Annotated in this window: 26 protein-coding genes and 1 tRNA gene; 6 read left to right on the top strand and 21 right to left on the bottom strand. The window is 64.6% G+C overall.

The features are described from left to right. Positions 1 to 200: 200 nt before the first annotated feature. The 5 genes from FHR70_RS00190 to sdhC all read right to left on the bottom strand — a co-directional run bounded on the left by FHR70_RS00190 (position 201) and on the right by sdhC (position 4,847). Entirely contained in the window at positions 201 to 788 is a 588-nt protein-coding gene (locus FHR70_RS00190; protein WP_183445910.1) for an AprI/Inh family metalloprotease inhibitor, read from the bottom strand. Positions 789 to 960: 172 nt separating this feature from the next. After that, positions 961 to 1,743 (bottom strand): succinate dehydrogenase iron-sulfur subunit, encoded by a 783-nt coding sequence (locus FHR70_RS00185; protein ID WP_183445908.1) that lies wholly within the window; start codon positions 1,741 to 1,743, stop codon positions 961 to 963. Between the two features lie 441 nt (positions 1,744 to 2,184). Next, a complete protein-coding gene (sdhA, locus tag FHR70_RS00180) occupies positions 2,185 to 4,008 on the bottom strand; it encodes a succinate dehydrogenase flavoprotein subunit (RefSeq protein WP_183445906.1) in 1,824 nt (607 codons plus the stop codon). Between the two features lie 11 nt (positions 4,009 to 4,019). Next, positions 4,020 to 4,439, bottom strand: a complete 420-nt coding sequence (gene sdhD, locus FHR70_RS00175; RefSeq protein WP_183445904.1) for a succinate dehydrogenase, hydrophobic membrane anchor protein — start codon at positions 4,437 to 4,439, stop codon at positions 4,020 to 4,022. Positions 4,440 to 4,451: 12 nt separating this feature from the next. Further along, positions 4,452 to 4,847 (bottom strand): succinate dehydrogenase, cytochrome b556 subunit, encoded by a 396-nt coding sequence (gene sdhC / locus FHR70_RS00170; protein WP_183445902.1) that lies wholly within the window; start codon positions 4,845 to 4,847, stop codon positions 4,452 to 4,454. A 203-nt stretch (positions 4,848 to 5,050) separates the two neighbouring features. On the opposite strand from sdhC, the gene FHR70_RS00165 reads away from it, so the two are divergent. Further along, entirely contained in the window at positions 5,051 to 5,938 is an 888-nt protein-coding gene (locus tag FHR70_RS00165) for a LysR substrate-binding domain-containing protein (RefSeq protein WP_183445900.1), read from the top strand. A 125-nt stretch (positions 5,939 to 6,063) separates the two neighbouring features. Then, a complete protein-coding gene (locus FHR70_RS00160) occupies positions 6,064 to 6,732 on the top strand; it encodes a hypothetical protein (protein WP_183445898.1) in 669 nt (222 codons plus the stop codon). Here FHR70_RS00160 and folD read toward each other — a convergent pair. The 3 genes from folD to FHR70_RS00145 are packed head-to-tail and all read right to left on the bottom strand — an operon-like array spanning position 6,729 to position 8,242. After that, positions 6,729 to 7,631 carry a bifunctional methylenetetrahydrofolate dehydrogenase/methenyltetrahydrofolate cyclohydrolase FolD gene (folD, locus tag FHR70_RS00155; protein ID WP_183445896.1) on the bottom strand — a complete coding sequence of 301 codons (903 nt, stop codon included), beginning with the start codon at positions 7,629 to 7,631 and terminating at the stop codon, positions 6,729 to 6,731. The two genes, FHR70_RS00160 and folD, sit on opposite strands and share 4 nt — an antisense overlap. Continuing rightward, the gene (locus tag FHR70_RS00150) at positions 7,628 to 7,942 is read right to left on the bottom strand and encodes a DUF167 family protein (RefSeq protein ID WP_183445894.1); all 315 of its coding nucleotides are present in this window, start codon (positions 7,940 to 7,942) and stop codon (positions 7,628 to 7,630) included. Before FHR70_RS00150 ends, folD begins: the two co-directional genes overlap by 4 nt. Before the next feature lie 9 nt (positions 7,943 to 7,951). Continuing rightward, entirely contained in the window at positions 7,952 to 8,242 is a 291-nt protein-coding gene (locus tag FHR70_RS00145; protein WP_036358112.1) for a YggT family protein, read from the bottom strand. 183 nt (positions 8,243 to 8,425) lie between these two features. Between FHR70_RS00145 and FHR70_RS00140 the strand changes: the two genes are divergently transcribed. Further along, a tRNA-Ala gene (locus FHR70_RS00140) sits at positions 8,426 to 8,501 on the top strand. A 241-nt stretch (positions 8,502 to 8,742) separates the two neighbouring features. Next, entirely contained in the window at positions 8,743 to 9,066 is a 324-nt protein-coding gene (locus FHR70_RS00135) for a hypothetical protein (RefSeq protein WP_183445892.1), read from the top strand. A 70-nt stretch (positions 9,067 to 9,136) separates the two neighbouring features. Here the strand turns inward: FHR70_RS00135 and FHR70_RS00130 are convergent, their stop codons facing one another. Continuing rightward, on the bottom strand, positions 9,137 to 9,442 hold the full coding sequence (locus tag FHR70_RS00130; protein WP_183445891.1) for a hypothetical protein: 306 nt from the start codon (positions 9,440 to 9,442) through the stop codon (positions 9,137 to 9,139). 319 nt (positions 9,443 to 9,761) lie between these two features. Between FHR70_RS00130 and FHR70_RS00125 the strand changes: the two genes are divergently transcribed. Next, positions 9,762 to 10,469 carry a hypothetical protein gene (locus FHR70_RS00125; RefSeq protein WP_183445889.1) on the top strand — a complete coding sequence of 236 codons (708 nt, stop codon included), beginning with the start codon at positions 9,762 to 9,764 and terminating at the stop codon, positions 10,467 to 10,469. Between the two features lie 238 nt (positions 10,470 to 10,707). Here FHR70_RS00125 and FHR70_RS00120 read toward each other — a convergent pair whose 3' ends face one another. Both FHR70_RS00120 and FHR70_RS00115 read right to left on the bottom strand, forming a co-directional pair. After that, a complete protein-coding gene (locus FHR70_RS00120) occupies positions 10,708 to 10,905 on the bottom strand; it encodes a hypothetical protein (RefSeq protein ID WP_183445887.1) in 198 nt (65 codons plus the stop codon). Positions 10,906 to 10,938: 33 nt separating this feature from the next. After that, positions 10,939 to 11,541, bottom strand: coding sequence for a PRC-barrel domain-containing protein (locus tag FHR70_RS00115; RefSeq protein WP_343058693.1), 603 nt, complete (start codon positions 11,539 to 11,541; stop codon positions 10,939 to 10,941). A 194-nt stretch (positions 11,542 to 11,735) separates the two neighbouring features. On the opposite strand from FHR70_RS00115, the gene FHR70_RS00110 reads away from it, so the two are divergent. Continuing rightward, positions 11,736 to 12,002: a hypothetical protein gene (locus FHR70_RS00110; RefSeq protein WP_183445885.1), complete on the top strand. Its 267-nt coding sequence runs from the start codon at positions 11,736 to 11,738 to the stop codon at positions 12,000 to 12,002. Positions 12,003 to 12,402: 400 nt separating this feature from the next. Here the strand turns inward: FHR70_RS00110 and FHR70_RS00105 are convergent, their stop codons facing one another. The 10 genes from FHR70_RS00105 to FHR70_RS00060 form a co-directional block, all read right to left on the bottom strand. Further along, entirely contained in the window at positions 12,403 to 12,789 is a 387-nt protein-coding gene (locus FHR70_RS00105) for a YbaN family protein (protein WP_183448406.1), read from the bottom strand. Positions 12,790 to 12,958: 169 nt separating this feature from the next. Beyond that, complete coding sequence (locus FHR70_RS00100) at positions 12,959 to 14,251, bottom strand: amidase (protein WP_183445883.1); 1,293 nt, start codon at positions 14,249 to 14,251, stop codon at positions 12,959 to 12,961. 86 nt (positions 14,252 to 14,337) lie between these two features. After that, entirely contained in the window at positions 14,338 to 16,485 is a 2,148-nt protein-coding gene (locus FHR70_RS00095; protein ID WP_183445880.1) for a sensor histidine kinase, read from the bottom strand. 3 nt (positions 16,486 to 16,488) lie between these two features. After that, positions 16,489 to 17,538 carry a sensor histidine kinase gene (locus FHR70_RS00090; protein ID WP_183445878.1) on the bottom strand — a complete coding sequence of 350 codons (1,050 nt, stop codon included), beginning with the start codon at positions 17,536 to 17,538 and terminating at the stop codon, positions 16,489 to 16,491. 8 nt (positions 17,539 to 17,546) lie between these two features. Then, positions 17,547 to 17,996 carry a response regulator gene (locus FHR70_RS00085; RefSeq protein WP_183445876.1) on the bottom strand — a complete coding sequence of 150 codons (450 nt, stop codon included), beginning with the start codon at positions 17,994 to 17,996 and terminating at the stop codon, positions 17,547 to 17,549. Continuing rightward, complete coding sequence (locus FHR70_RS00080) at positions 17,997 to 20,246, bottom strand: ATP-binding protein (RefSeq protein ID WP_183445874.1); 2,250 nt, start codon at positions 20,244 to 20,246, stop codon at positions 17,997 to 17,999. Continuing rightward, complete coding sequence (locus tag FHR70_RS00075; RefSeq protein ID WP_183445867.1) at positions 20,243 to 20,809, bottom strand: biliverdin-producing heme oxygenase; 567 nt, start codon at positions 20,807 to 20,809, stop codon at positions 20,243 to 20,245. The genes FHR70_RS00080 and FHR70_RS00075 overlap by 4 nt, the downstream gene beginning before the upstream one ends. Continuing rightward, complete coding sequence (locus FHR70_RS00070; protein WP_183445865.1) at positions 20,806 to 21,561, bottom strand: ABC transporter permease; 756 nt, start codon at positions 21,559 to 21,561, stop codon at positions 20,806 to 20,808. Before FHR70_RS00070 ends, FHR70_RS00075 begins: the two co-directional genes overlap by 4 nt. After that, a complete protein-coding gene (locus tag FHR70_RS00065) occupies positions 21,558 to 22,496 on the bottom strand; it encodes an ABC transporter ATP-binding protein (protein ID WP_183445862.1) in 939 nt (312 codons plus the stop codon). Before FHR70_RS00065 ends, FHR70_RS00070 begins: the two co-directional genes overlap by 4 nt. Then, positions 22,489 to 23,685: an ABC transporter permease gene (locus FHR70_RS00060; RefSeq protein ID WP_343058740.1), complete on the bottom strand. Its 1,197-nt coding sequence runs from the start codon at positions 23,683 to 23,685 to the stop codon at positions 22,489 to 22,491. The genes FHR70_RS00065 and FHR70_RS00060 overlap by 8 nt, the downstream gene beginning before the upstream one ends. Positions 23,686 to 23,745 lie beyond the last annotated feature (60 nt).

Below are 23,745 nucleotides of genomic sequence, written 5' to 3'. Positions count from 1 at the left end.
GCAAACGTCTTGAGACTGCTTTTTCCCCTCCCCCATGCGGGGAGGGGCAGGGGTATGGGTGGAACGACCGGGCGAGCAGCCAACCAAGTTCTGTTCTATCAGCCTCTGCGCTCACTGGACGAAGCACAGCATCCTGACTTTTGGACCCCCACCCGGCCGCTGGCGCGGCCACCCTCCCCGCAAGGGGAGGGAACGCGCGATCAGCGCGAGAGCGACAGCGGGGCGCCCGACTTTGCCAGGACGCCGCTGAGCGACCCGGACGAGCCGCGCAGGCGCGCCGCCACGGCGCCGCCGGTCTGGTAGAGATAGACCTCGCCGTCGCGGTAATCCCAGGCATTGACCCGCGACAGGTCCTGGTTGGAGCAGCCGGAGGCCGTGGCGCGGTAGAGGTCGAGCGAGGGCGAGCTCGACAACTGGATGCGGCAGCTGCCGCCGGACGTCTGGGCGCTCCAGTTGCCGACCATCGCGGTGCGGCTGGAGGGAGCCGGGGCCGCCGCGGGCGCGGGTGCTGCCACGGTCGGCGGTGGGGGTGCGGGTGGAAGGCCTGCGATGTCGGTGCCTCCGGCCGGTGGAGCCATGGGGTCGGTGGGAAGCGGCGCACCGGCGACGGGCGGCAGGGGAGCCGCCTCGATGGGGCCGGACGGCACCGCCTCGACGGGCGGCGCCTCGACGATAGAAGCCGCGTTCGCGCTGCGGGCCGGCGGACCGCCGAGGCGCGTGGAGGAGCACGCGCCGAGAGCGAGAGCGGAGCCCATCACGGCCGTCGCAAGCCAGTGGTAAGTCTTCATCGTGGTCCTCTTATACGGTACCGTCTTATAGAAGAACGGCTTGATCGTCGGCTCAGGCTATCATGAGGAATATGAACCTAGACCAACATGGTTCCGGCTTCGACATATGGGATCCCCCACCATAAAAAAAGGCGCCGGAGGCGCCTTTTGATCAAAGTGTTGCGAGGACGCCTCAGACGGCGCGCGCGATCATCATTTTCTTCACCTCGGCGATGGCCTTGGCCGGGTTCAGGCCCTTCGGGCAGGTGTTTGCGCAGTTCATGATCGTGTGGCAGCGGTAGAGCCGGAACGGATCATGCAGGTTGTCGAGACGCTCGCCCGTGGCCTCGTCGCGGCTGTCGATGAGCCAGCGATAGGCCTGCAGCAGGGCTGCCGGTCCTAAGAACCGGTCACCGTTCCACCAGTAGCTCGGGCACGAGGTGGTGCAGCAGGCGCAGAGAATGCACTCGTAGAGGCCGTCGAGCTTGGAGCGCTCCTCGGGAGTCTGGCGCCACTCGGTCTCGGGTTCCGCCGTGACCGTCTGGAGCCAGGGCTCGATGGAGGCGTGCTGGGCGAAGAAGCTCGTGAGGTCCGGCACCAGATCCTTCAGCACCGGCATGTGCGGCAGCGGATAGATCTTGATGGTGTCGGAGCCGCAATCGTCGATGCCGAGCGTGCAGGCCAGCGTGTTGCCGCCCATGATGTTCATGGCGCAGGAGCCGCAAATGCCCTCGCGGCAGGAGCGGCGGAAGACCAGCGTCGAGTCGACGTTGTTCTTGATCCACAACAGCGCGTCGAGAACCATCGGACCGCAATCGTCGCGGTCGACATAATACGTGTCGATGCGCGGATTGGCACCGTCATCCGGGTTCCAGCGGTAGATGCGGAATTCCTGGACATTGGTGGCACCTGCCGGCTTCGGCCAGGCTTTGCCTTCGGTGTACTGGGAGTTTTTCGGGAGGGTGAACTGGGCCATTTTCAGGTTCTCTTCACTATCGGTGCGAGTGTCACGAACGACACTCAAGCTCCTTGGTCATTTCTCTGCACTGTCTCTTGTATGTTTCTGCTGTATCGCAGCCTTCCAAGGTCAACTGCTCACCAGTCTCATCTATAACCACCTTGCAGGCCTGCGATGCACTGCCAGCCCAACCTTCGCCATCTGTACCTTTCAGCCTCAATACACTTCCATTCAAAGTGTAAGTTCCTCCAGACACGAACGACTCTAAGCGGCGCCCTAGAAATGAGGTCGTAACGACTTTTCTGTTTCGCCCGAAACAGATGGAATATTTGCCGTAACTCACATCTGCTTCCCAGCAGCCAACGAGTTGCTGGGACAAGGGTTTAGGAGATGCAAAAGCTGACACAGAGCAGCAAGAAGCGATGAGCACCAAAGCTGCTCTTGTGATGTCAGCTTTCATCAATACACGCGAGCCTTCGGCTCGATGTACTGGATGTCGTTCGACATGGTGTAGGTGTGCACCGGGCGGAAATCGAGGGTCACCTTGTGCGAGGTGTCGTCGAGCCATGCCAGCGTGTGCTTCATCCAGTTCTTGTCGTCGCGCTCGGAGAAGTCCTCGCGGGCGTGGGCGCCGCGGGATTCCTGGCGGTTGGCCGCGCCCTCCATGGTGACGACGGCCTGTCCGATCAGGTTGTCGAACTCCAGCGTCTCGAGAAGGTCGGTGTTCCAGATCAGCGAGCGGTCCGTGACCTTGACGTCGGCCGACGCGTTCCACACGTCGTGGATGAGCTTCTTGCCCTCGTCGAGAACCTCGCCGGTGCGGAACACCGCGCAGTTGTTCTGCATGGTCTTCTGCATCTGGAGGCGCAGCTCCGCGGTCGAGGTCGAGCCGTTGGCGTAGCGGAACTTGTCGAGGCGCGAGAGCGCGAGTTCGTCCGCAGATTTCGGCAGGTCCGCATGGCGCGCGTTCGGCTCCAGGATCTCGGCGCAGCGCAGGCCCGCCGCGCGGCCGAAGACCACGAGGTCGATGAGCGAATTGGAGCCGAGGCGGTTGGCGCCGTGCACGGACACGCAGGCCGCCTCGCCGAGCGCCATCAGGCCCGGCACCACCGTGTCGGGGTTGCCGTTTTTGAGCGTCAGCACTTCGCCGTGATAGTTCGTCGGGATGCCGCCCATGTTGTAGTGAACGGTCGGCAGGACCGGGATCGGCTCCTTCGTGACGTCCACGCCCGCGAAGATCTTGGCGCTCTCCGAGATGCCGGGCAGGCGCTCGTGCAGGATCTTCGGATCGAGGTGGTCGAGGTGCAGGTAGATGTGGTCCTTGTTCTTGCCCACGCCGCGCCCGGCGCGGATCTCCATGGTCATGGCGCGCGAGACCACGTCACGGGAGGCCAGATCCTTCGCGGAGGGCGCATAGCGCTCCATGAAGCGCTCGCCTTCCGAGTTCGTCAGGTAACCGCCCTCGCCGCGCGCGCCCTCGGTGATGAGGCAGCCCGAGCCGTAGATGCCGGTCGGGTGGAACTGCACGAACTCCATGTCCTGCAGCGGCAGGCCGGCGCGCAGCACCATGGCGTTGCCGTCGCCCGTGCAGGTATGCGCGGAGGTCGCCGAGAAATAGGCGCGCCCATAGCCGCCTGTCGCCAGGATCGTCATGTGGGCGCGGAAGCGGTGGATCTCGCCGGTGGACTGGTTCAGCGCCACGACGCCGATGCAGCGGCCATCGGAATCCATCATCAGGTCGAGGGCGAAATACTCGATGAAGAAATTGGTCTGGTTGCGCACCGCCTGCCCATAAAGGGTGTGCAGGATCGCATGGCCCGTGCGGTCGGCGGCCGCGCAGGTGCGCTGCGCCGTGCCCTTGCCGAACTCGGTGGTCATGCCGCCGAAGGGGCGCTGATAGATCTTGCCCTCGGCCGTGCGGGAGAAGGGAACGCCCCAGTGCTCCAGCTCGTAGACGGCGGCCGGCGCGTTGCGCACGAGATACTCGATGGCGTCCTGGTCGCCGAGCCAGTCCGAACCCTTCACGGTATCGTACATGTGCCAGCGCCAATCGTCCGGCCCCATGTTGCCGAGCGAAGCCGAGATGCCGCCCTGGGCCGCCACCGTGTGCGAGCGTGTGGGGAACACTTTCGTGATACAGGCGGTGCGAAGGCCGGCTTGGCTACAGCCGACGGTGGCGCGAAGACCCGCGCCGCCCGCGCCCACGACCACCACGTCGAAGGTGTGATCGATGATGTTGTAGGCCTTGCCGTTGATGGCTGCGCCGTTCGTTGCTTGAGCCATGTGTGTTGTCCTTAAACCAGGATGCGGCCGAGGCTGACCTTGAGAATGGCGTAGAGGCAGGCCACTCCAATGATCACGGCATAGAAATTGTTGGCGATCACGGCAGCGATCTTGAGGCCCTTGTCGTGCACGTAGTCCTCGATGACGATCTGCATGCCGAGGCGCATGTGGTTCGTCACCGAGACCACCGCCAGGATCAGGATGATCGCGACCAGCGGATGCGAGATGACGCTGATCGCCTCCTGATAGGAGGGCGAGGCGGCCAGTGCCGCCACGATGATCACGAAGGCGATGATGAGGGGCACGTTCGACACCGCGGTCATGCGGTGGATCCACCAATGTTCGACGCCGTGCCCGGAGGCGCCGAGGCCCTTCACGCGGGCAAGCGGGGTGCGCATGGAAACGCGGGTGTCAGCCCTGTTGTCGGCCATTGTCCGGTCTCCTTAGAACGCGATGAAGGCGACGACCCAGATCGCCAGCGTGAGCGCGACCGAGCCGACGAGGGTGAAGCGGGCCATGTTGATGCGCTGGGCCGCTTCCATGCCATGGCCGAAATCCCACACGAGGTGGCGCACGCCGCCGAGCATGTGGTGCATCAGGATCCAAGTGTAGCCGAACAGGATCAGGTAGCCGATGGGCGAGCCGAAGAACCATTGCACGGCATCGAAAGCCGAGGGCCCGGAGGCGAGCGCCACGAGCCAGATGGCGAACAGCGCGATGCCGCCATAGAGCGCAAGGCCGGTGATGCGGTGGGCGACGGACATCGCCATCGTCCAGCTCCACCGGTAAATCTGAAGATGGGGGGACAGGGGCCTTGGGGCCACTTTCGCCTCAGCCATGATGTTCACTCCTGATCGGCGACAGGTGGTCGCGCCTAGTTTGGAACGGTTCGTATAAGATGCGCGGCCACACCGCAATGCGCCTTCCGCCCAATCGGGCCACAGAAGCGCATACTTCGTCAGCCGCGAAGATATAGCGCCCCTCGCTTAACGGACAATTTTTAATTATTCTTATCTCCCTTCGCCAATGACGAAGGAAGCCGATGCAATTCGATCTGACAGATCTGAGCCTCTTTCGCCACGTGGTCGAGGCCGGAAGCATCACCCACGGGGCGGAGCGGGCCCATCTGGCGCTCGCCGCCGCCAGCACGCGCATCCGCAACATGGAAAAGTCTCTCGGCGCCGCCCTCCTCCTGCGCACCCGGGCGGGCGTGACCCCGACTCCGGCCGGCCGGACCCTGCTCCAGCATGCCCGCACCCTCCTGGCCCAGGCCGAGCGCCTGCGGGAGGATCTGGGCTCCTATACCGGCGGCCTGACAGGCCAGATCCGGATCCTCTCCAACACCAATGCCCTCACCGAGTTCCTGCCCGAGGCGCTGAGCGCCTTTCTCGCTGGGCATCCGCAGGTCTCCATCGATCTGGAGGAGCGCCTCAGCGACGAGATCGTCGGGCTCATCGCCGAGGGCGTGGGCGACATCGGCATCGTGGCCGGCACGGTCGAGACCGGGCAGCTTGAGACCTATCCGTTTCGCAGCGACCGCTTCGTGCTGGTGGTGCCTCAGGATCACGCCCTCGCCTCCCGGCCGAGCATTCCCTTCGCCGAGGTTCTGGAGCACGATTTCGTCGGCCTTGACCGGGCGAGCGCCCTCCAGCGCTTCCTCGCCGGCAAGGCCAGCCGCACCGGCAAGCCCATTCGCCTGCGGGTTCAGCTGCGCAGCTTTGATGCGGTCTGCCGCATGGTCGAGGCAGGCGTCGGCCTCGGCATCGTGCCCGAGACCACGGCACGCCGCGCCGCCCGCACCATGGCGATCGAGGCGGTCGATCTGGACGACCCGTGGGCGACCCGCGATCTTACCCTGTGCATCCGGGCCCTGAAGGAGCTGCCGGCTTCGGCGCGCCAGCTGGTGGAGCATTTGCGCAAGAGCGCCTGAGACAACCCTCATAGGACCGGCAATGATTTGCCGGTGCCGAATGCTCAAATCCGCGTGAAGAGGGGATGATTGTCGCCGGGGAACTGTCAGTCTTACACGGGGCTTCAATTCTTCTGGAGGAAACAATGCGTGGAACGGATGGCGTATCGCTCATGGCCTTCATCGGCCTTTTGACCCTGGCCAGCTCCAGCATCGCCCAGGCCCAGACGGCCTCGGCCGACACGAGCTTCTTCGTGACCAGCGCCGGATCCGGCAAGGGCGCGGATCTCGGCGGCCTCGACGGCGCCGACCGGCATTGCGAGACGCTCGCCGAAGCCGCCGGCATTCGCGGCAAGATGTGGCGCGCCTATCTCTCGACCCAGGGCGCGAACGCCGTCAACGCCAAGGATCGCATCGGACGGGGGCCGTGGCAGAACGTCAAGGGGACCGTGATCGCCAAGGACGTGGCCGACCTGCACGGTCCCAACAACAATCTCACCAAGCAGACGGCGCTCACAGAGAAGGGCGAGACGGTGAAGGGCCGGGGCGACCAGCCGAACCAGCATGACATCCTCACCGGATCGCAGCCCGACGGCACGGCCTTCGCGGGCAATCAGGACATGACCTGCGGCAACTGGACGAAGAGCGGCACGGAGGGCGCCGCCATGACGGGCCACCACGACCGCATGGGCCTCGACGAGTCGCCGCCGGCCAAGTCCTGGAACTCCTCGCACGCGACGCGGGGCGGCTGCAGCCAGGAGGCCTTGCGCGGCACCGGCGGCGCAGGGCTGTTCTACTGCTTCGCGGCAAATTAGGCGGCGAAATCCACCGCCGGCATGGTGAGCCCGCGTCTCAGGCACGCGGCCTCCAGCGTGTTGCGCAGCAGGCACGCGATGGTCATGGGGCCGACGCCGCCGGGCACCGGCGTGATGGCGGAAGCGACTTCGGCCGCTTCCGCAAAGGCCACGTCGCCCACCACCCGGGTCTTGCCCTCGCCGGCGGCCGGGTTCGGCACCCGGTTGATGCCGACATCGATCACAATAGCGCCGGGCTTGATCCAGTCGCCGCGCACCATCTCGGGCCGTCCGACCGCCGCCACGAGAATATCCGCGCTCCGGCAGACCTCAGGCAGGCCACGGGTCTTCGAATGCGCCACCGTCACCGTGCAGCTCTGGGCGATGAGCAATTGCGCCATGGGCTTGCCGACGATGTTGGAGCGCCCGACCACCACGGCGTTGAGGCCGGCGAGATCGCGACGCACCGACTGCGCCAGCAACAGGCACCCGAGCGGCGTGCAGGACACGAGGCCGGGCACGCCGGTCATGAGCCGGCCGGCATTGATGGGATGAAACCCGTCCACGTCCTTCGTCGGATCGATGGCTTCGATCACCTTCTGGGCGTCGATCTGTTTCGGGAGAGGCAGCTGCACCAGGATGCCGTCCACGGCCGGATCGGCGTTGAGCCGGGCCACGAGTTCGAGAAGCTCCGCCTCGCCCGTGGAGGCCGGCAGCACATGCTCGAAGGAGCGCATGCCGACCTCGACGGTCTGGCGCGCCTTGTTCTTCACGTAAAGCTGGCTCGCCGGGTCCTCGCCGACGATCACCACCGCGAGCCCGGGCGTGACGCCCTGCTCGCTCAAGGTCCTCACGGCTCCGGCGATGCGCCCGCGCAGACCTTCCGCATAGGCTTTTCCATCGATGATCTTGGCGCTCATGGGTCTCGTCCTGTCACGGTGGCAAGGGCTGCGGCCAACGCCTCCCCCTCGCCCGAAATCACAAAGGTCTTCAGCCGGGCGGTGGCGCCCGCCTCCAGGCTGACCGCCGAGGCCGGAACCCTCAAGGCTTTGGCAAGCACACGCCGGACACCCTCGTTGGCCGCCCCGTCCTCCGGCACCGCCCTGACCCGGACCTTCAGCACCGGCCTGCCGTCCGACAGGGTCTCGATGCCGTCGATGGCATCCCGTCCGCTGCGGGGCGTCACGCGCACCCGGACCTCAAGGCTGTCAGGGCGAACGCGCCAGGGCATGATCTTCCCTTAAAAGGCGATCGGCATCAGGTAGTCGATGATCAGGTTCTGGATGAAAATGATCAGCAGGATCAGGATGATGGGCGAAATGTCCACCCCGCCGAGATTGGGCAGGATGTTCCGGATCGGCCGCAAGACCGGCTGCGTGACCGCATCGAGGAAGTTCCAGATCGAGCGGACGAAATCGTTACGGGTGTTGACCACGTTGAAGGCCACAAGCCAGCTCAGGATCGCGGACGCGATGATGAGGTAGGTATAGAGCTGCAGGGCCAGCAGAATGACATTGAGGAGCGCGCGCATGGAAAACCTGTCAGGGATCGGCTTAGCTCATGTAACGATTGAAGCGGGGCTGAACAACCCATAACAGCTTCACACAACAGCCACTTCCCAGTCTGGAAGGCTCGGAAGCCCCTCCTCCGGCCGATTGACAGACCAAAGCCGGGAGGCCTAAAACTTGCGGCACTTGGCTCGATTCAATCGACCGGGGCTGTAGCTCAGATGGGAGAGCGCTGCAATCGCACTGCAGAGGTCAGGGGTTCGAATCCCCTCAGCTCCACCAAGCCTTTGCAGATCAAGAATGATTTGCGCTTTTTAGCTTCAAGCGTCGAACCAGCCACCTCGAACCCGCCCTGAGGAACGTTCTCTGAGCCCTGGTTGCGCGGCGCCTCGATGGCATGACCGGATAAGGTACATACCGTTTTGCCCGGATGTACGGCGTTTACCTTGTGTCTTAAGGCTTTGTCGATACTGTGTTGCTAAGAGTCCGTCCGGGTCAAAGATCCAGATCAAAGGACATAACAATGGCTCTGACGGGGCGTTTTAATCTCCGGAAATCCTTTTCCGGACGGATCATTTTGCAGGTTGAAGAAGAAGTGGAGAGCGCCTGGGGGCTCTTCTCACGGAAGCCCAAGTTTCGCCGGCGCTGGCGGGATGCGAAGCCGATGGATCTGCCGGCGACAGAATTGCGCTCGCTGATGGATCTGCGCAACCGGCCGCATTCGTTCATGCAGGCCTTCGAGCCGACACAAGTGGTGCGTCCATCGGCTCATAGGACGGATCCGATCCAAGTAACAGTCGGCGGGTCTGTTACATCTGGCGAAGGGAAACCAGCGATCGCTCATTGAAAGAGCCGCTTGCTCACTGTCCGTTTTGCATCGGTCCCGCGCTTCCGCGGGACCGACCTCATATGTTCCCTTACGCCCCGCGGCTCTCCAGATACACGCGTGCCGATTTGAGCGCCGACTCGCATTGAGGGGTGTCGCCGAGGATGCTTTCCGGTGCGGTCTGGCCGGTCCAGACGTTCAGGGCTGTCGAAACAACCCAGAGAGGCTCGGCCATGGCGCGGTCCGCCAACCCCGGCAGGGAGGCTTCGGCACAGGTTCTCACATCCGCGATGACGGCCTGAGGCGCGCGGGCCTGCGCCAGGCGCTCGCCGATCTCGGCCTGGAGCGGATCGACGATCAGCAGGCTGACGAGGGAAGCCAGGATTTCTTGCAACATGTTTGCCTCTGCGCCGGCGGCCGGATCGGGAACGATCCGACATCACGCAAGCGCCACCGCTTCTTGCGTCAGAGGGGCCCGGATCAGGGGTCTGTCCGAAACGTAAGCATAGACGACCGCCGTTCAAGGTCGGGTAGGGACATCCCGGATGATGGCGCGCCAATCAATCCAGGGACTTTTTCCTATCATGTCGACGCAAGACCGCCGGCATCGCCCCAGTCATGTCATTCCCGTACCGGAGCCTCAAAGTTGCCGTGATTTCCCCGGTATGAGCGGAGCTGCGCACATAACGTGATTTGCGGATCGAATCGTCAGCATCATGAGTTCTTCGCCACAATCCCGAAACGATTTCACCTTTCCGTGGTCCGCCGACGATCAATCGCGTCATGAGCTCATCGAAAAGCTCGAGCAGGTCTACAGGCTGTGCCATCAGCGCTGGCGCATCGTGGAGCACTATGGCGAGGCGGCGCGTCCGCTGCTTCGCCGCATCGGCCGGACACTCGATCAGACGGCCTTAGCCACAGCGCTGATCATGCTCCCGAAAGTCATGGCCGAATGGGACCGTTTACGTCCCGTTCTGGTGTCGAATGCCCGGACCCTGCTTCCCTTCGTTCCATTGGTGAAAACCGCCGAGGAAGAGGCCCTGGAGCAGGACCCGGTCTGGGAGCTCCTGGGGGAGTTCAAGACGCTCGCGCCGGACCAGCAGGACAAGGCTGCCAAGAACCTGGCGCTCCTGTGGGCTCATTTCGAGGAGACCTTTGGCGGCTTGAGCGGCTTCCTCGCGGAGCCGCAGACGGACCAAGCGCTCTACCTCGACAAGCTCGACACGGCCTCAAGGCGCATGAAGCTTGCCCGAGGGTCGGATGTGGCCTTCCACTATGTCACGGTCGAAGTGATGCGGCTTTACGTGGTCTGCCTGCAGATGCGGCGCTCGGACCGCGCCGCCCTCTCGCTCGCGGCCTGCGCGGCCACCCTGATCAATCGCGGACGCGTGATGACACCGGCGATCACCCATCAGGCCGCCTAGAGCATCGGACCCAGAAGTGGATTTGCACTTTTGGGATCTACCGATGCTCCATCCCTAAGGAGCAGATCGTGCTCGTCAACCAACGCAACGAGGCCGTGAGACAAAGAAAAGGCCTGAGCGGAGAGACCGTCAGGCCATCGAGTTGCCAGAGGGAACGAAGGGATTCGAAGAGACAACGGCCAAGCCTCAGGACGGTTCCCGGCCGGTGCAGGCTTACTGGAACTCAACTCGCATCCCATCAACGCAGCGCAGCCTCGATGTCGTTCTGCTCGACGACGCGTTCGATCATCTCCGTCTCGCTCTTGATGCAATAGAGCGGCACGCCGCCGGCCGTCGTCGGGAGCAGGCGCAGGATCCTGAAGATATCGTGCGGCAATGCGCGGCAGGATGGATGGGGTCTCACGACCTCACCGACTTTGAACACATGCGCGATCATGGCGTTCCTCCGGGATATGACGGGCCGGCGATCTCAGATCGGCCCTCGCGGGACGTCATGCCAGTAGTCCCGCATCTCCTGCTCGCGCCTGCGGTCGGGCCAGACCGTATCGTCGCCGTAGAAGGCCGGCGCGCCCTGGACCTGAGCCTCGGTCACGTCGGTACGGTAGCCTTCGAGCTCCTTGTCGTAGGAGAGCTTGTCCCAGGGGATCGTGTGGTGATGAGCACCCAGCCCGAAGAAGCCACCGAAGGTCACATCGACATAAAGCACGCGGCCGCTCACCTTCTCGATCAGAAGACGCTTGATCGTCCCGATCTGCGTCCCGTGCGGATCGTAGACGGCCGTTCCTTCGACGCGGTCACTTTCAATCACCGGATGGGATGGGGTCGCGCGGTTGACGGGTCCCCAGAGATAGAAGCCGTTCTCCAGGATTCCGGCCGCCACCACGGCACGGCTGACGCCCTGGTTCCACTCTTCATCGGGGCCGATCTGCTGCATGAGGGCCCATGGCCCCAAATCGGCCGGCAGAACCTCGCCCGAGGAGCTCTCGACAAATCCGCGGAGATCGGGCTCCGCCTTGGATTGGAACACGTAATAGGTTCGCATGAGCGCCTCCCCTGCACCAGTATCGATCACGCCCCCTTCTTCAACCTATGAGAGGCCGTGAAGCCTGCCCACGCGATAATTGTAGACCTCAATCGCCCGACATCAAACAGGGAACATCATGTCGCAAGACTGCGGCTTGCATCTTTGGACGAAAGATCGTTCGATGATAAACTCGGAGCCGAGTGAAAGAGCCTCTCATTGCAGGGAAGGAACAGGTGGCAGACTTGGCGATATCCTTGCTGATCGTTCTTGCGGGCACTGTCGGGATGCTCCTCCTGCTCCTGACCTGGTTCGGCAGCAGAAGCATCACACCAGAGATCGAGGACGATCTCGACCCGATCCTGGGCGCCAGAGATCCCACGGCCATCTATGAGTCGCATGGACCCTTCATTCCCATGCCGGCGCATCTGAAGACGAGCGATCAGATGGTCGATTGGATGACCAAGGAACTGCCGAAGCTGACGGCGGAGATCGCGAATCCGCGGACCTGAACGGAATGCTCCGCAAGGAAGGATGTTGTTCCGCAGACGAAGCGTGGTGAGATATCAGGGAAACATAAGGGCTGAGGTCAGGATGCTGGCGGCATAGGCCAGGGCAATCAGAATCGGTGCGATCATCGCCGCCGAGGCAAGCAGAAAGACCGACAGACTGAGACTGCGCATCACATCCCTCCTCGTTAAAGCCTCGGACCCGAAAGTGGCTGTGCACTTTCGGGAGCCATTCCGATGCTCCACTTTTCAAGCTGCGCATCGTTGGATGCGTTGAGATGCCAGCAGCCTAACCGGAACCATGACCGCAACATGGCGCAACCTTGGCCAAATCCGAGAAGCGCCGGATTGTGGGCATCTTCCTGAATGATCGAGATGTGAAAGGTCTTGGATCCCGCTGGCTTCAGGCTTCCGGGATCCGGCTCTCCGGCCTCTCGCGCGGCGCCGGGCGCGTGGCGATGTAGAGCGCGACGCTTCCCATGATGATCGCGAGAATGAAGGGCAGCAACTCGATCTCCGTCAGCCACAGGACAAGGCCGTACGAGACGGCAAGCATGCTCAGCGCATAGATCTTGGCACGCCGGGGAATGGCCCTCTGATCGCGCCACGTGGTCAGCAGATGACCGAAACGGGGATGGGTGTAGAGCCGCTCGGCCAGAGCCGGGTTCGAGCGCGCAAAGAACCATACGGCCAGGAGAACGAAGGGCGTCGTCGGCAGAACGGGCAGAAAGATCCCGATCACACCGAGAGCAAGGCTGCCATAGCCCAGGCAGAGATAGAGTTGACGCATCATCCGGCTCGGGCTCTCCAAGGATGGCAGCAAGCATCATCAACGCTTGTCGGCAGGATCGGTGCCAGCAGTCCGGATGTATGCGATCTTTCCCGCCTTGGACAGACAGGCGTCCGCATGATGGGGAATGACGGCATGCGCCACCATTCCTGAAACTGCAACTCTCGGATCAGCCGACCAATGCGCGCTCCACGCCGGCCGCGATCGCCAGCAGCCTGCGATCCTGCCCGTGGCGCGCCACCAGCATGAAACCCACCGGGCGCTCGCAGCCGGGGACAGGCAGCGAGATGGCCGTGAGGTCGAACTGGTTGCAGAACATCGGATTGCGCAGGATATGCCAGTCCGTCTTGTTGTAGAGCCTGTCGTCGGCCTCCAGGGGCGCGATGAGGGGCGCTGAGATCGCCGTCGTCGGCAGCGCCAGCACGTCGACCGGGGACAGCCGCTCATCCATGGCGGCAGCGAGCGCCCGGCGGTGGCGGATCATGCGGATATAGACCGGGGCCGGAACGGTGCCGCTGCGCGCAATCGACCATCGCACGCGTGGATCGATCTCCGCAGCCTTGGTCTCCAGCCAGTCCGCGTGAACCTCGGAGGCCTCGATGGACGCGATCGAGGCCGCGGCGGTCGTTTCCGCCATCGCCGTGAGCAGGTCCTCGATGCTGTGGTCGTACACCTTGGCTCCGGCCTGCGACAGGCGGCTCAGGGCTCCCTCGAAGGCCTGCTCCACCATCGGCTCGAGGTCCGAGAACAGACGCCCCCGGGGAACGCCGATTCGCAATCCTGCCAGAGGATGAGGGTTGACGGCCCACGGCTCTTCGCCGGCCATGACGGCATCCGTGTCGGCGCAGTCCTGAACGGAGAGCGCGAGCGGGCCGATCGAGTCCAGCGAGGGCGAAAGGGGAAAGGCTCCGTCCAGCGGCACCCGATGCGCGGTCGGCTTGAACCCGACCACCCCGTTGAGCGCCGCCGGAATGCGCACCGACCCGCCCGTATCGCTGCCGATGGAGATCTCGCTCGTGCCCTCGGCCACGGTGACGCCGGCCCCCGAGGACGAGCCGCCCGGAATGCGCAGGGGATCGGCCGCATTGCCCGGGGTGCCGTAATGCGGGTTGAGTCCGAGCCCCGAATAGGCGAACTCCACCATGTTGGTCTTGCCGAGAATGACGGCCCCTGCTTGGCGCAGGCGGCGGACGATTGTGGCGTCTCTCGTTGCGGGAGACCTGTCGCGCATGGCGACGGAGCCCGCGAGCGTGGCTTCGCCCGCCACGTCGAACAGGTCCTTGATCGACACGATCGTGCCATCGAGCGGGCTTAAGGACACACCTGCCTGTCGGCGTGCATCTGCGGCGTCCGCTGCGGCGCGGGCGGCCTCCTGGTACAGGCGGACGAACACCCGCTCGTCGGCGGCCCGCGCGTCCAGACGCTCCAGGATGGTTTCGAGCTTATCGCGGATGGTCGTCATCGGGGCACCGGATCGTTCAACTTAAAGCATCAGGACGATGAGCACCGGAGCCATGGCCTTCTGTCAAGCAGGACGCTTCCGCCACCTCACGACGCATAGCGTCGCCGGGTGTCGTCGACCTCGTCTGTATCGTCCACCATGGTGGCGATCGGGAAGGTGATCACGCAGCGAACGCCCGTCGGCGCGAAATCGAGCTTGATCTCGCCCCCGAGCTGCTGCGCCAAGCCGCGCTGGATGAGCTTGGTTCCAAAACCCTGGCGCTCCGGCTTCTTCACGGTCGGACCGCCGCTCTCGACCCATTCGACGAGCAAGGAGGGCGGCGCACTCCCGGACGTGATGGCCCACATCACATGAACCTTTCCGTCCGGCACCGAGAGGCTGCCGTATTTGACGGCATTCGTAGCCATCTCGTGAATGGCAAGGCCTAAGGCCAGCACGGCGCCCGGCTGGAGGTTGATCCTCGGCCCCCTCAGGCGGATGCGCTGACGCATCGCGTCCTGGTAGGGATCGAGCTCGTTCTTCAGCACATCGTCCAGAAGCGCGCCCTGCCACTGGGTGTTCGTCAGAAGATCGTGAGTCTTGGCGAGCCCGTGCAGACGATCCATGAAGGCGTTCCAGGCCGCAGGATCCGTGTTCTCGGCCGAACGGCGGGTGAGCGAGGCCACCGATTGCACGGTCGCCAGCGTGTTCTTCACGCGGTGATTCAATTCGCGCAGCAGGAGCGCCTGCCGTTCGTCGGCAAGCTTGCGCTCGGTGATCTCCTGCGACACGCCCACCATGGACAGCTGGCCGTTCGCGCCAATCCGCTTTCGCCCGCTGACGCGGATCCAGTGCTCGCTCTCGTCGGGCCAGATCGCCCGGTACTCCACATGAAGATCCGTGTTGGTCGCAATGGCCTGCGCGACGGCCTCGGCCTGCATGGCGCGGTCGTCGGGGTGGATGGACGAGACCAGATCCGCGTAAGTGAACGGCTCGTCGCGGCCGCGGCCGAAATTGGCCCGGCAGTTTGCCGAGGTGATGAAGACGCCCGTCTCCGGCGTGAGTTCCCAGGAGCCGAAATGCCCGGCGTTGAGCGCAAGCCGCAGGCGGGCCTCGCTCTCCGCAATCTGGGCCAGAACGTCCTCCCGCTCGCGCTCATGGCGGCGGATATCCGCCGAGGCTTCCGCCAGCGCCGTCCTGATCGTGTCGAATTCCACAACCTGCGTGGTGTCCTGGCCCGTCACCTCCTCCCGGCGGCCGAGCACCTGGGCGGCCGCGACGAGCTGGTCGACGGGCCGCGCAATCGCGCGCGAGAGCAGGGCCGCCAGGATGAGGCCGCCTATGGCGACTCCAGCCAGAACCATGAGCCAGAAAAGCGAGCGCTGGATCGACTGCGCCAGCTCCGAGGTCGGAATGCTGATGACGAAGGACCAGCCATAGGCGGGCGATTGGCTGAAATAGGTACGAACCGCAATGCCATCGAGGGTGACGCTCTGGAGAAGGCCCTCGGAGGACGCGGCAAGGGCCTCCTGAACGTTGGCGCTGGCCAGCTGTCCGACGAACCGCTCCGGCGCGCGGGACCGGGCCACGATCCGCTTGCTGCGGTCGAGCACGGCGGCGTTCCAGCCATCGACGATCCGCTGATCGCGGATGATGTTCTGAAAAGCCTCCGGGGTGATGGCGAGCGACAGGATGTAGACCACTGTCTCGTCGATGACGACCGGGACGTCGATGGTGATGAGGCGTTGTCCGGTCAGGGAGCCGGTATAGAGATCCGATACATGGGGCTTGCGCGTTTCCTGAACCTGCCGAAGAACATCCGGGCGGTTGCTGTCCGGCAGGCGAACGCCATAAGGCACGCGGGTGTTGAAGATGGCGCGGCCGCTCGGCTCGAAGAGGGCAATCCAGGATGGAGCACCGAGACCGGCATCCTTCACCGCTTCGTAGAAGCCTTCGAAGTCGCCATTGGCAAGGGTTGGGGATCGGGCCAGGACCCGCATGGCCAGCACCGATTTGTCGAGCTCACTGTCGAGCAGCAGGCTCAAGGCCCGGGCGGTTTCCTGCATGCGCTGATCGACGGCCTGCTGCTCGGCCCTGTAGCCGGAGTAGAAGCCACCGGCCGCCACCAGGAGGATCGGCAGCGCGATGGCGAGCACCAGCCCCCACAGAACCTGCCGCAGCGATATCCTGGCTCTTCCGGGAAGGCCGGTGGCCGCTTGTGCGGTGTTCGTTCCGGCGACGGGTTCGCTTACCATCGGCTAGCTCACGTCCTGCGCCGGCATGGTAACGCGCACGAGGGTTGCAGGCTCACCCGACGGCCATTCCACATGGGCATCGAGCTGACGCGACAAGGCCTTCAGGATGGTGCCGGACGCGCTGTTCTGCGCAGCCGCCTTCTCCTCGGGGCTGAAGGCTTCGTCCGAGATCTGAAACAGCAGAATCCCGTCCCGGATGCGCAGAGCCAGCTTCAGCTTGCCGTGGCGCTGCTGATAGGCGTGGGTCAGAGCGTTGACGATGATCTCGTTGAACAGGAGCGCGATGGGCGCCGCCTTGGACGCCTCCACCTCCACGTTCTCGATCTCGAATTCCGGCGCGATCCTCACCTCGGGCATGGCGGCGGTAAGTTCCTCGCAGAGCCCCTTGGCGAAACTGGATGCATCGAAGCGAGCCGCGCCCTTGCCGTCGTAAAGATCCCGGTGCGCCGCGGCCAGCGCCTGGAGGCGCTCCCTCATGCGGCTGAGAACCTGCCGCACCTGATCGTCCTCGGCCTGGCGGATCTCGATCCCGATCAGGGACAGGAGGAGCTGGAGGTTGTTCTTCACCCGATGGTCGAGCTCGTGCAGGAGCGCCGTCTGCTGCTCGAGAAGCGTCTGAAGTGCGTCCTGCGCCTGGCGCTTGTCGGCCCGCTCGCGGGCTTCGGCCAGCGCCCGCAGGACGGTGCCGGGCAGCCGGTCGAGGCTGTGTTTGAGCACGTAATCCGTGGCGCCGCGCTTGAGCGCTTCCACCGCCACCTCTTCGCCGAGCGCTCCGGACACGAAGATGAAGGGCGTGCCGGGCGCCCGCGCCTGCACGATCTCCAGCGCGCTCAAGCCGTCGAACGCAGGAAGCCGGTAATCGGCCAGGATGATGTCCCAGCCGCTCTCCTGCACCGCCCGCGTGAAGTCGGCCGCCGTGTCGACGCGCTCGATCGTGGCGGCGAGGTGCGCGGAGGACAGAGCCTCCGTCACCAGCTCAGCATCGAGCGCGCTGTCCTCCAGGAGGAGGATGCGCAGCGTCGGGCTGGACTGGGGACGGGCCTGCAGGCTCATCGGTGATGTTATCCCTCGTTGCGCCGCGGCGGCGGCTCGTTGAGGATGGCCCAGAACACGCCGAGGTCCTGGATGGCATCGAAGAATTCACGGAAACCTACCGGCTTCACCACGAAGGCGTTCACCCCGAGCTCGTAGCTGCGCACGAGGTCGGTTTCCTCCCGCGAGGAGGTGAGCATCACGACCGGAGTCTGCCTCAGATGCGGGTCGGACTTCACCTTCTCCAGCACCTCGAGCCCGTCGACCTTCGGCAGCTTGAGGTCGAGCAGGACCACGGCGGGGTCGCTGGTGTTGCGGCTCTCATGCGGGCCGCGGCGATAGAGAAAATCGAGCGCCTCGGCGCCGTCGCGCACCACGACGACCTCGTTGGCGAGCTGGCTCTGCTCGAGGGCCGCCAGGGTCAGTTCGAGATCCTTCGGGTTGTCCTCAACCAGCAGGATCGGTTTCAAATCCGGCATTCACGCCGCTCCTTCAATCATTGTGTGATCCGGCAGGGCAATCGAGAAGGTCGCGCCCTTGTTGAGCGCGCCTTCGGCCCAGGCCCGGCCTCCATGGCGTTCGACGATGCGACGCACATTGGCCAGCCCGATGCCGGTTCCCTCGAAATCTTCCATCCGGTGCAGCCGCTGAAAGACGCCGAACAGCTTGTCGATGTACTTCATATCGAATCCGACGCCGTTGTCGCGTACGAAAAACACCGTCTCCCCATCGCTGCGCGTGGAGCCGATCTCGATACGGGCCTTCTCCCGGGGCCGGGTGTATTTTACGGCATTGTCGAGAAGGTTTTCAAACACGAGCCGGATCAGGACCGGATCGGCCGTCACCTCGGGCAGGTCGCCGATCACCCACTCGATCCGGCGATCACCCGCATGCACGGCAAGCTGCTGCCGGATCTCGTCGATCAGGTGGTGCATGTCGACCCGGCGCGGTTTCAGGGCCGTGCGGCCCATCTGCGAGAAGCGCAGCAGGTTGTCCACGAGGGTCCCGGCCGTGTAGGCCGAATCGATGATCGTGTCGATGTAGCGTCTGCCCTTCTCCGATAGGTCGTTTGCCTCGTGCTTCTTCAGGAGTTCGGAATAGCCCACGATGTGCCGGAACGGGGCGCGCAGGTCATGGGAAACCGAATAGGAGAAGGCCTCCAGCTCCTTGTTCGAGCGGCGCAGCTCCTCGGAGATCGCCGCCAGCTCCTCGGCCCGGCGCAGCACGATGCCCACGATGGCGTTGCGCAGTTCCCTGGCCGCCTCGATCTCGCTCCGGTCCCAGGCAACCGACCGCTCCCGCACCGTCTCTTTCCAGATCTCGAAGGAGCGTCGGGGGTGGAGACGCAGGGAACCGGCCTCCTCCTGCACGGGCTTCTGCGGGTTACCGCCCCATTTCACCGTCTGGACCACCTCGGGGCGGAACCAGAGCACATAGCTCGAATGGGCCTTCGAGATCGAAATCGCCAGAAGACCGCTGGCCCGCTCCGTGTAGGCTTTCGCTGCCGGGTAGACCTGAGACAGTCGGTCCGTCGCGAAGACATCCTCCTGGTGATGGTGGGAGAGCCAGGCGAACAGGGCCCTGACCTGATCCTCGCCGGGTGTCTGGCCGAGCAGCCAGCAATGGTCCTGCGTGAGGACGGCCGCACCCTGGGCTCCCGCCAAGAGCATGAGGTCGTCCGGGTGGTTCACGAGGCCTGCGATGAAATGGTCCTCCGCCGCCATATGGGCGAGGAGCCGCGTCTGCACGCTGCCGAGGCGCACCCGGTTTTCGGCCAACGTGGTGTTCTCCCGCGCCTCGAGCTGCAGGGAAAAGATCTGGGTGAGGAAGTCGCAAGCGTTGCGCACCTGCAGCGAGACCCGCTTCGGCTCCTTGTTGTGGCAGGAGATCAGGCCCCATAGCCGGCCGTCGCGCAGGATCGAGATCGACATGGAGGCGAGCGTCCCCATGTTGCGCATGTATTCGAGATGCACCGGCGAGACGCTGCGCAGCACCGAGTCGCTCAGGTCCAGCGGCTCGGGGTTCCGCGACTGGATCGGAACCGGAATGTAGTTGGCATCGGAAATGATACGCAGCCGATTGCGTCGATAAAGCTCCCGCGCCTGGGCCGGAATGTCGGAGGCCGGAAAGCGCAGGTCGAGATAGGACGGCAGCACGTCGTTGCGGTCCTCGGCGATGACGGTGCCGTTCCATTGCTCGTCGAAGCGATAGATCAGCACCCGGTCGAACCCGGTCATCCGGCGGATATCCTGCGCGGCGAGGCTGTACAGGATGTCAACGCTGGAGGCTCCCTGCAGCTGTTCCACGAAGCGGCGCAGGGTGGGATAGAGCGCATCGAGACTCGAGACGGACCCGGACGGCCTCTCCTCAAGCTCCAGAACGGCGCATTCGCCCGAGCGGGAGATCGCGGCCTCGTAGGCCCGCTCGCCGCTTACCGTGGCAACGTTGATCGTGCGGACATAGCGCGTGGTCCCGGCCGGCGGCGGATCCGCGAGTTGTGCCTCGAACTCCTTGGCCAGGACCGGCAGAACCTCGGCGAATGGCTGGCCGAGGGCATCGGTCGGATCGAGCCCGAAGATGTCCGCGATGTTCGTGCTGGCATAGACCAGCGTCCGGTCGGCGAGCCGAACCGCCAGAAGAAACCCGTGCGGCTGGATGCTGCCCGGAATGTGGATCGGCTCCCGCTCGCAGGCGGTCAGGTCGATGTCTTGGGGCGTCTGCAGGGTCATGGGGTCTCGCACAGCCAATCATGCATCACATCGAAGGTCTTTTGTGCGGACTCGACGATCAGATCGTCGGCCTCAGGCGAGGATGCTTCGAGAAGCACCGTGCCGAACGACTTCCACATGGCGGCAATATCACGTCCGTAACTGCGGAAATAGGCGCAGCCCGTCTCCGCGGTGAATCCGAGTCGGTTCTCCACCTCGCGGGCAATGATGGCGCCGCCAAGCGTGGAGCCTTCGACCACATACATGCTTCCGAGCACGGCTTCCGGGCCCGAGAGCGACATCAAAGGCCGGCATTGTGGCAAACGGATGATGTCTTCCGATTTTAGTCCTAAGGCGCCGAGATCCTGCACCAGGAGCTGCGTCTTGCGGCGGCGCTCGAAGAAGTCCCGGTCGGGTACCCGGCCGGCCGCCTCTTCCTCCCAGGCCTTGTGGAACCCGTAGAAGCGGATCAACAGGTCCCGGTAACAATCGCGCGAGGCGATCCGGCGGTCGAGATCCATCGCCGCTTCGATCCGGTCGTGCGCCGCCCGGGTCTCTGTCTTCAGCCTCGCCAGAATTGTCATGCAATTTCGTCCACGGGACGCCCCAGGCGTCTGGCAGCCGCCCGCTCGATCAGTCCCAGTCCGTCGTGAAGCAGAACGGCCAGCAAGGCAACCACCAATCCGCCCTGGAGGATGAACGCCACGTTGTTGGATTGAAGCCCGGCGATGATCACCTCGCCCAATCCCTTGGCCGCGACGGTCGAGCCGATGGTGGCGGTGCCGAGGCTGATGATGACCGAGAGCCGGATGCCCGCGAGGATCAACGGCAGGGCGAGCGGCAGCTCCACCTGCCACAGGCGCTGGCGGGCATTCATGCCCATGCCCCTGGCGGCCTCAAGCGTACGCGGCGAGACCTCCGTCAGGCCGGCCAGCGTGTTCTCGAAGATCGGCAGGAGACCGTAGAGAAAGAGTGCGATGAAGGTGGGCTTCTCCCCGAAACCCACAAGCGGCACGGCGATGGCCAGCACGGCGATCGGCGGGAAGGTCTGGCCGATATTCACGAGGCTGCGCGAGAGCGGCAGGAACTCGCGCCCCGCAGGCCGGGTGACGAAGATGCCGAGCGCAAGTGCCAGAAGGGTGCTGGCGAGCGTCGCCAACACCACGATGCGCACATGTGACAGGGTGAGGGCAAGCAGGCTGCCCTGGTTGTAGATCGCCGGTGCGTTGTTGGCGGTCAGCGGCGCGAACGCGAACGCAAAAAGCTGCGGCATTGTCACGAAGGCGACGAGCAGGATGAGCGCCGCAGCGCGCAGGATGAGCGCGCGCGTGCTCATGCGAGCGACCGCCCGCGCTTGAGGATGCCATCGACGCTGATGCGCCCGATGAGAGTTCCCGATGCATCGGCCACGGGAAGATCCTGCCGCCCATGCCAGATCAGCTGCGCCAGCGCATCGCGTAAGGTCGCCGAGACGATGATCGGCTCCCCTTCGGCATGGCCGGGCTCCATCGCATCCTGCACGGTCACGAGGGAGAGAAGACGGAAGGGGCGCTCCGCCGTTCCCACGAGCTGCTCGACGAAAGGTTCGGCCGGATGCGTCAGCAGATCGGCAGGCGTGGCATATTGCAGGAGGCGAGCGCCGTCCATGACGGCGATCCGGTCGCCGAGATGGAAGGCCTCGTTCATGTCGTGGGTCACGAGCACGATGGTGGTGCCGAGCCGGCGCTGGATCGCCAGGAGATCGTCCTGCGCCTTGCCGCGAATGACGGGATCGAGCGACCCGAAAGGCTCGTCCATCAGGAGAAGCGCAGGTTTCGCCGCCAATGCGCGGGCGACACCCACGCGCTGCTGCTGGCCGCCGGACAATTGATGCGGAAACTTTTGGGCGAACTCGCCCGGGTCAAGCTGGAACAGATCGAGCAGCTCCTCGACCCGGGCCGCGATGCGCCGCCTGTCCCAGCCGAGAAGGCGCGGCACCGTGGCGATGTTTTCGGCGACCGTGCGGTGCGGGAACAAGCCGTAGCCCTGGATCACGTAGCCGATGCGATGCCGGAGCTCGTCCTCCGGGATGGTGGCCGTGTCCTGCCCGTCGATGAGAACGCGGCCCTCATTGGGAGTGACGAGCCGGTTGATCATGCGCAGCAGGGTCGACTTGCCGGCCCCCGATGTGCCGACGACCACGGCGATCTCGCCCTCGCCGACCGTGAAGGACACGTCGTCGACCACAATATTGTCGCCATAGCGCTTGCTGAGATGCTCAATCTCAATCATGAGCACCTCGTTGTGTCAGGTCGATGATCGCGTCAAGAATGATGGCCGCGGCAAAGGACAGGGCCACCGTCGGAAGGGCCCCGAGCAGCACCAGGTCGATGGCCGACTGGCCGATGCCCTGGAACACGAAGGTGCCCAGGCCACCTCCCCCGATCAGCGCGGCGATCGTGGCGAGTCCCAGGTTCTGAACCAGCACAATGCGGATGCCGGCGAGAATCACGGGAAGCGCCAGCGGCAGCTCGACCTGAAAGAGGCGCTGCCGTCGCGACAGACCCATGCCGCGCGCAGCCTCGATCACATCGGCCGGCACCTGACCCAATCCCGCCATCGTGTTGGCCACCACCGGCAGCAGGGAATAGAGGAACAGCGCGATGAAGGCAGGCGCCGCCCCGATGCCACGGATGCCGAGGGCTGCGGCGAGCGGCACATTGGCAGCGAGGTACCCGAGCGGCGCGATCAGGATACCGAAGAGCGCGATGCTCGGGATCGTCTGCACGACGCCGAGCCCCTGCAGGATCGCGTTGCGCAAGGCGGGAATGCGATGGCCTGCAAGGCCGAGCGGCAAGCCCACGAGACAGGCGGCCGCCATCGACCCGAAGGCGAGCCACAGGTGCTGGCGCGCCTCGCGCCAGAAGCTCTCCGCCCGGTTGGCGTATTCCTTCATCAGGGAGAGATCGTTCCAGGCTCCCGACAGGAGCAGAAGCGCCAGTCCGCCCGCGGCGATGCCCAACGCCACAAGCCTCCCCCAGGGTCCGAACCGCAGGCGTGTCAGCGCATCGGCGGCAATAAGCGCAAAAGCCAAGGCAAGAAGCCAGAAGCCGATGGCAGGCGACACGCGGGCGAAGGTGTTGCCCGCCGGCGTGACGAAGCCGGCGGAAAACCCGACCGCGGGAAAGATCACGCCAAGCCCCATGGAGGCTGCCGCCAGCCGGATGAGTGGCCTGCGTGCCAGCACCGCGCAGAGCGCGACGCCCAGCACCACGACGATGGTGCCGAGGGCACCTGCCGGCGGCAGGGCATCGACAAGCAGGCGACCCTCGCCCGAGACGATGCGGTTGGCCCGATACGTCACGAACGGGCTCAAGAACAGCGCAAGGCCGATGAGCCCGGCGATCACGCTCCCGAGCCGGTCCAGATGCAAGGTGGGGCGCAGGGTGGGTGTGCCGGGCGCAGCGGTTCGGGAGGGGATCGTATTCACAAAGCGTCCGGCCTTCGTCGAGCAGTCTGTCCTTCGAGTCGAGCCGTCAGG

Source organism: Microvirga lupini (genome assembly GCF_014191055.1).
In the GTDB taxonomy this organism is placed as follows: Bacteria; Pseudomonadota; Alphaproteobacteria; order Rhizobiales; family Beijerinckiaceae; genus Microvirga; species Microvirga lupini_A.
Note: the sequence above shows the minus strand (reverse complement) of the source record. Positions and strands in the feature narration are given on the sequence as shown.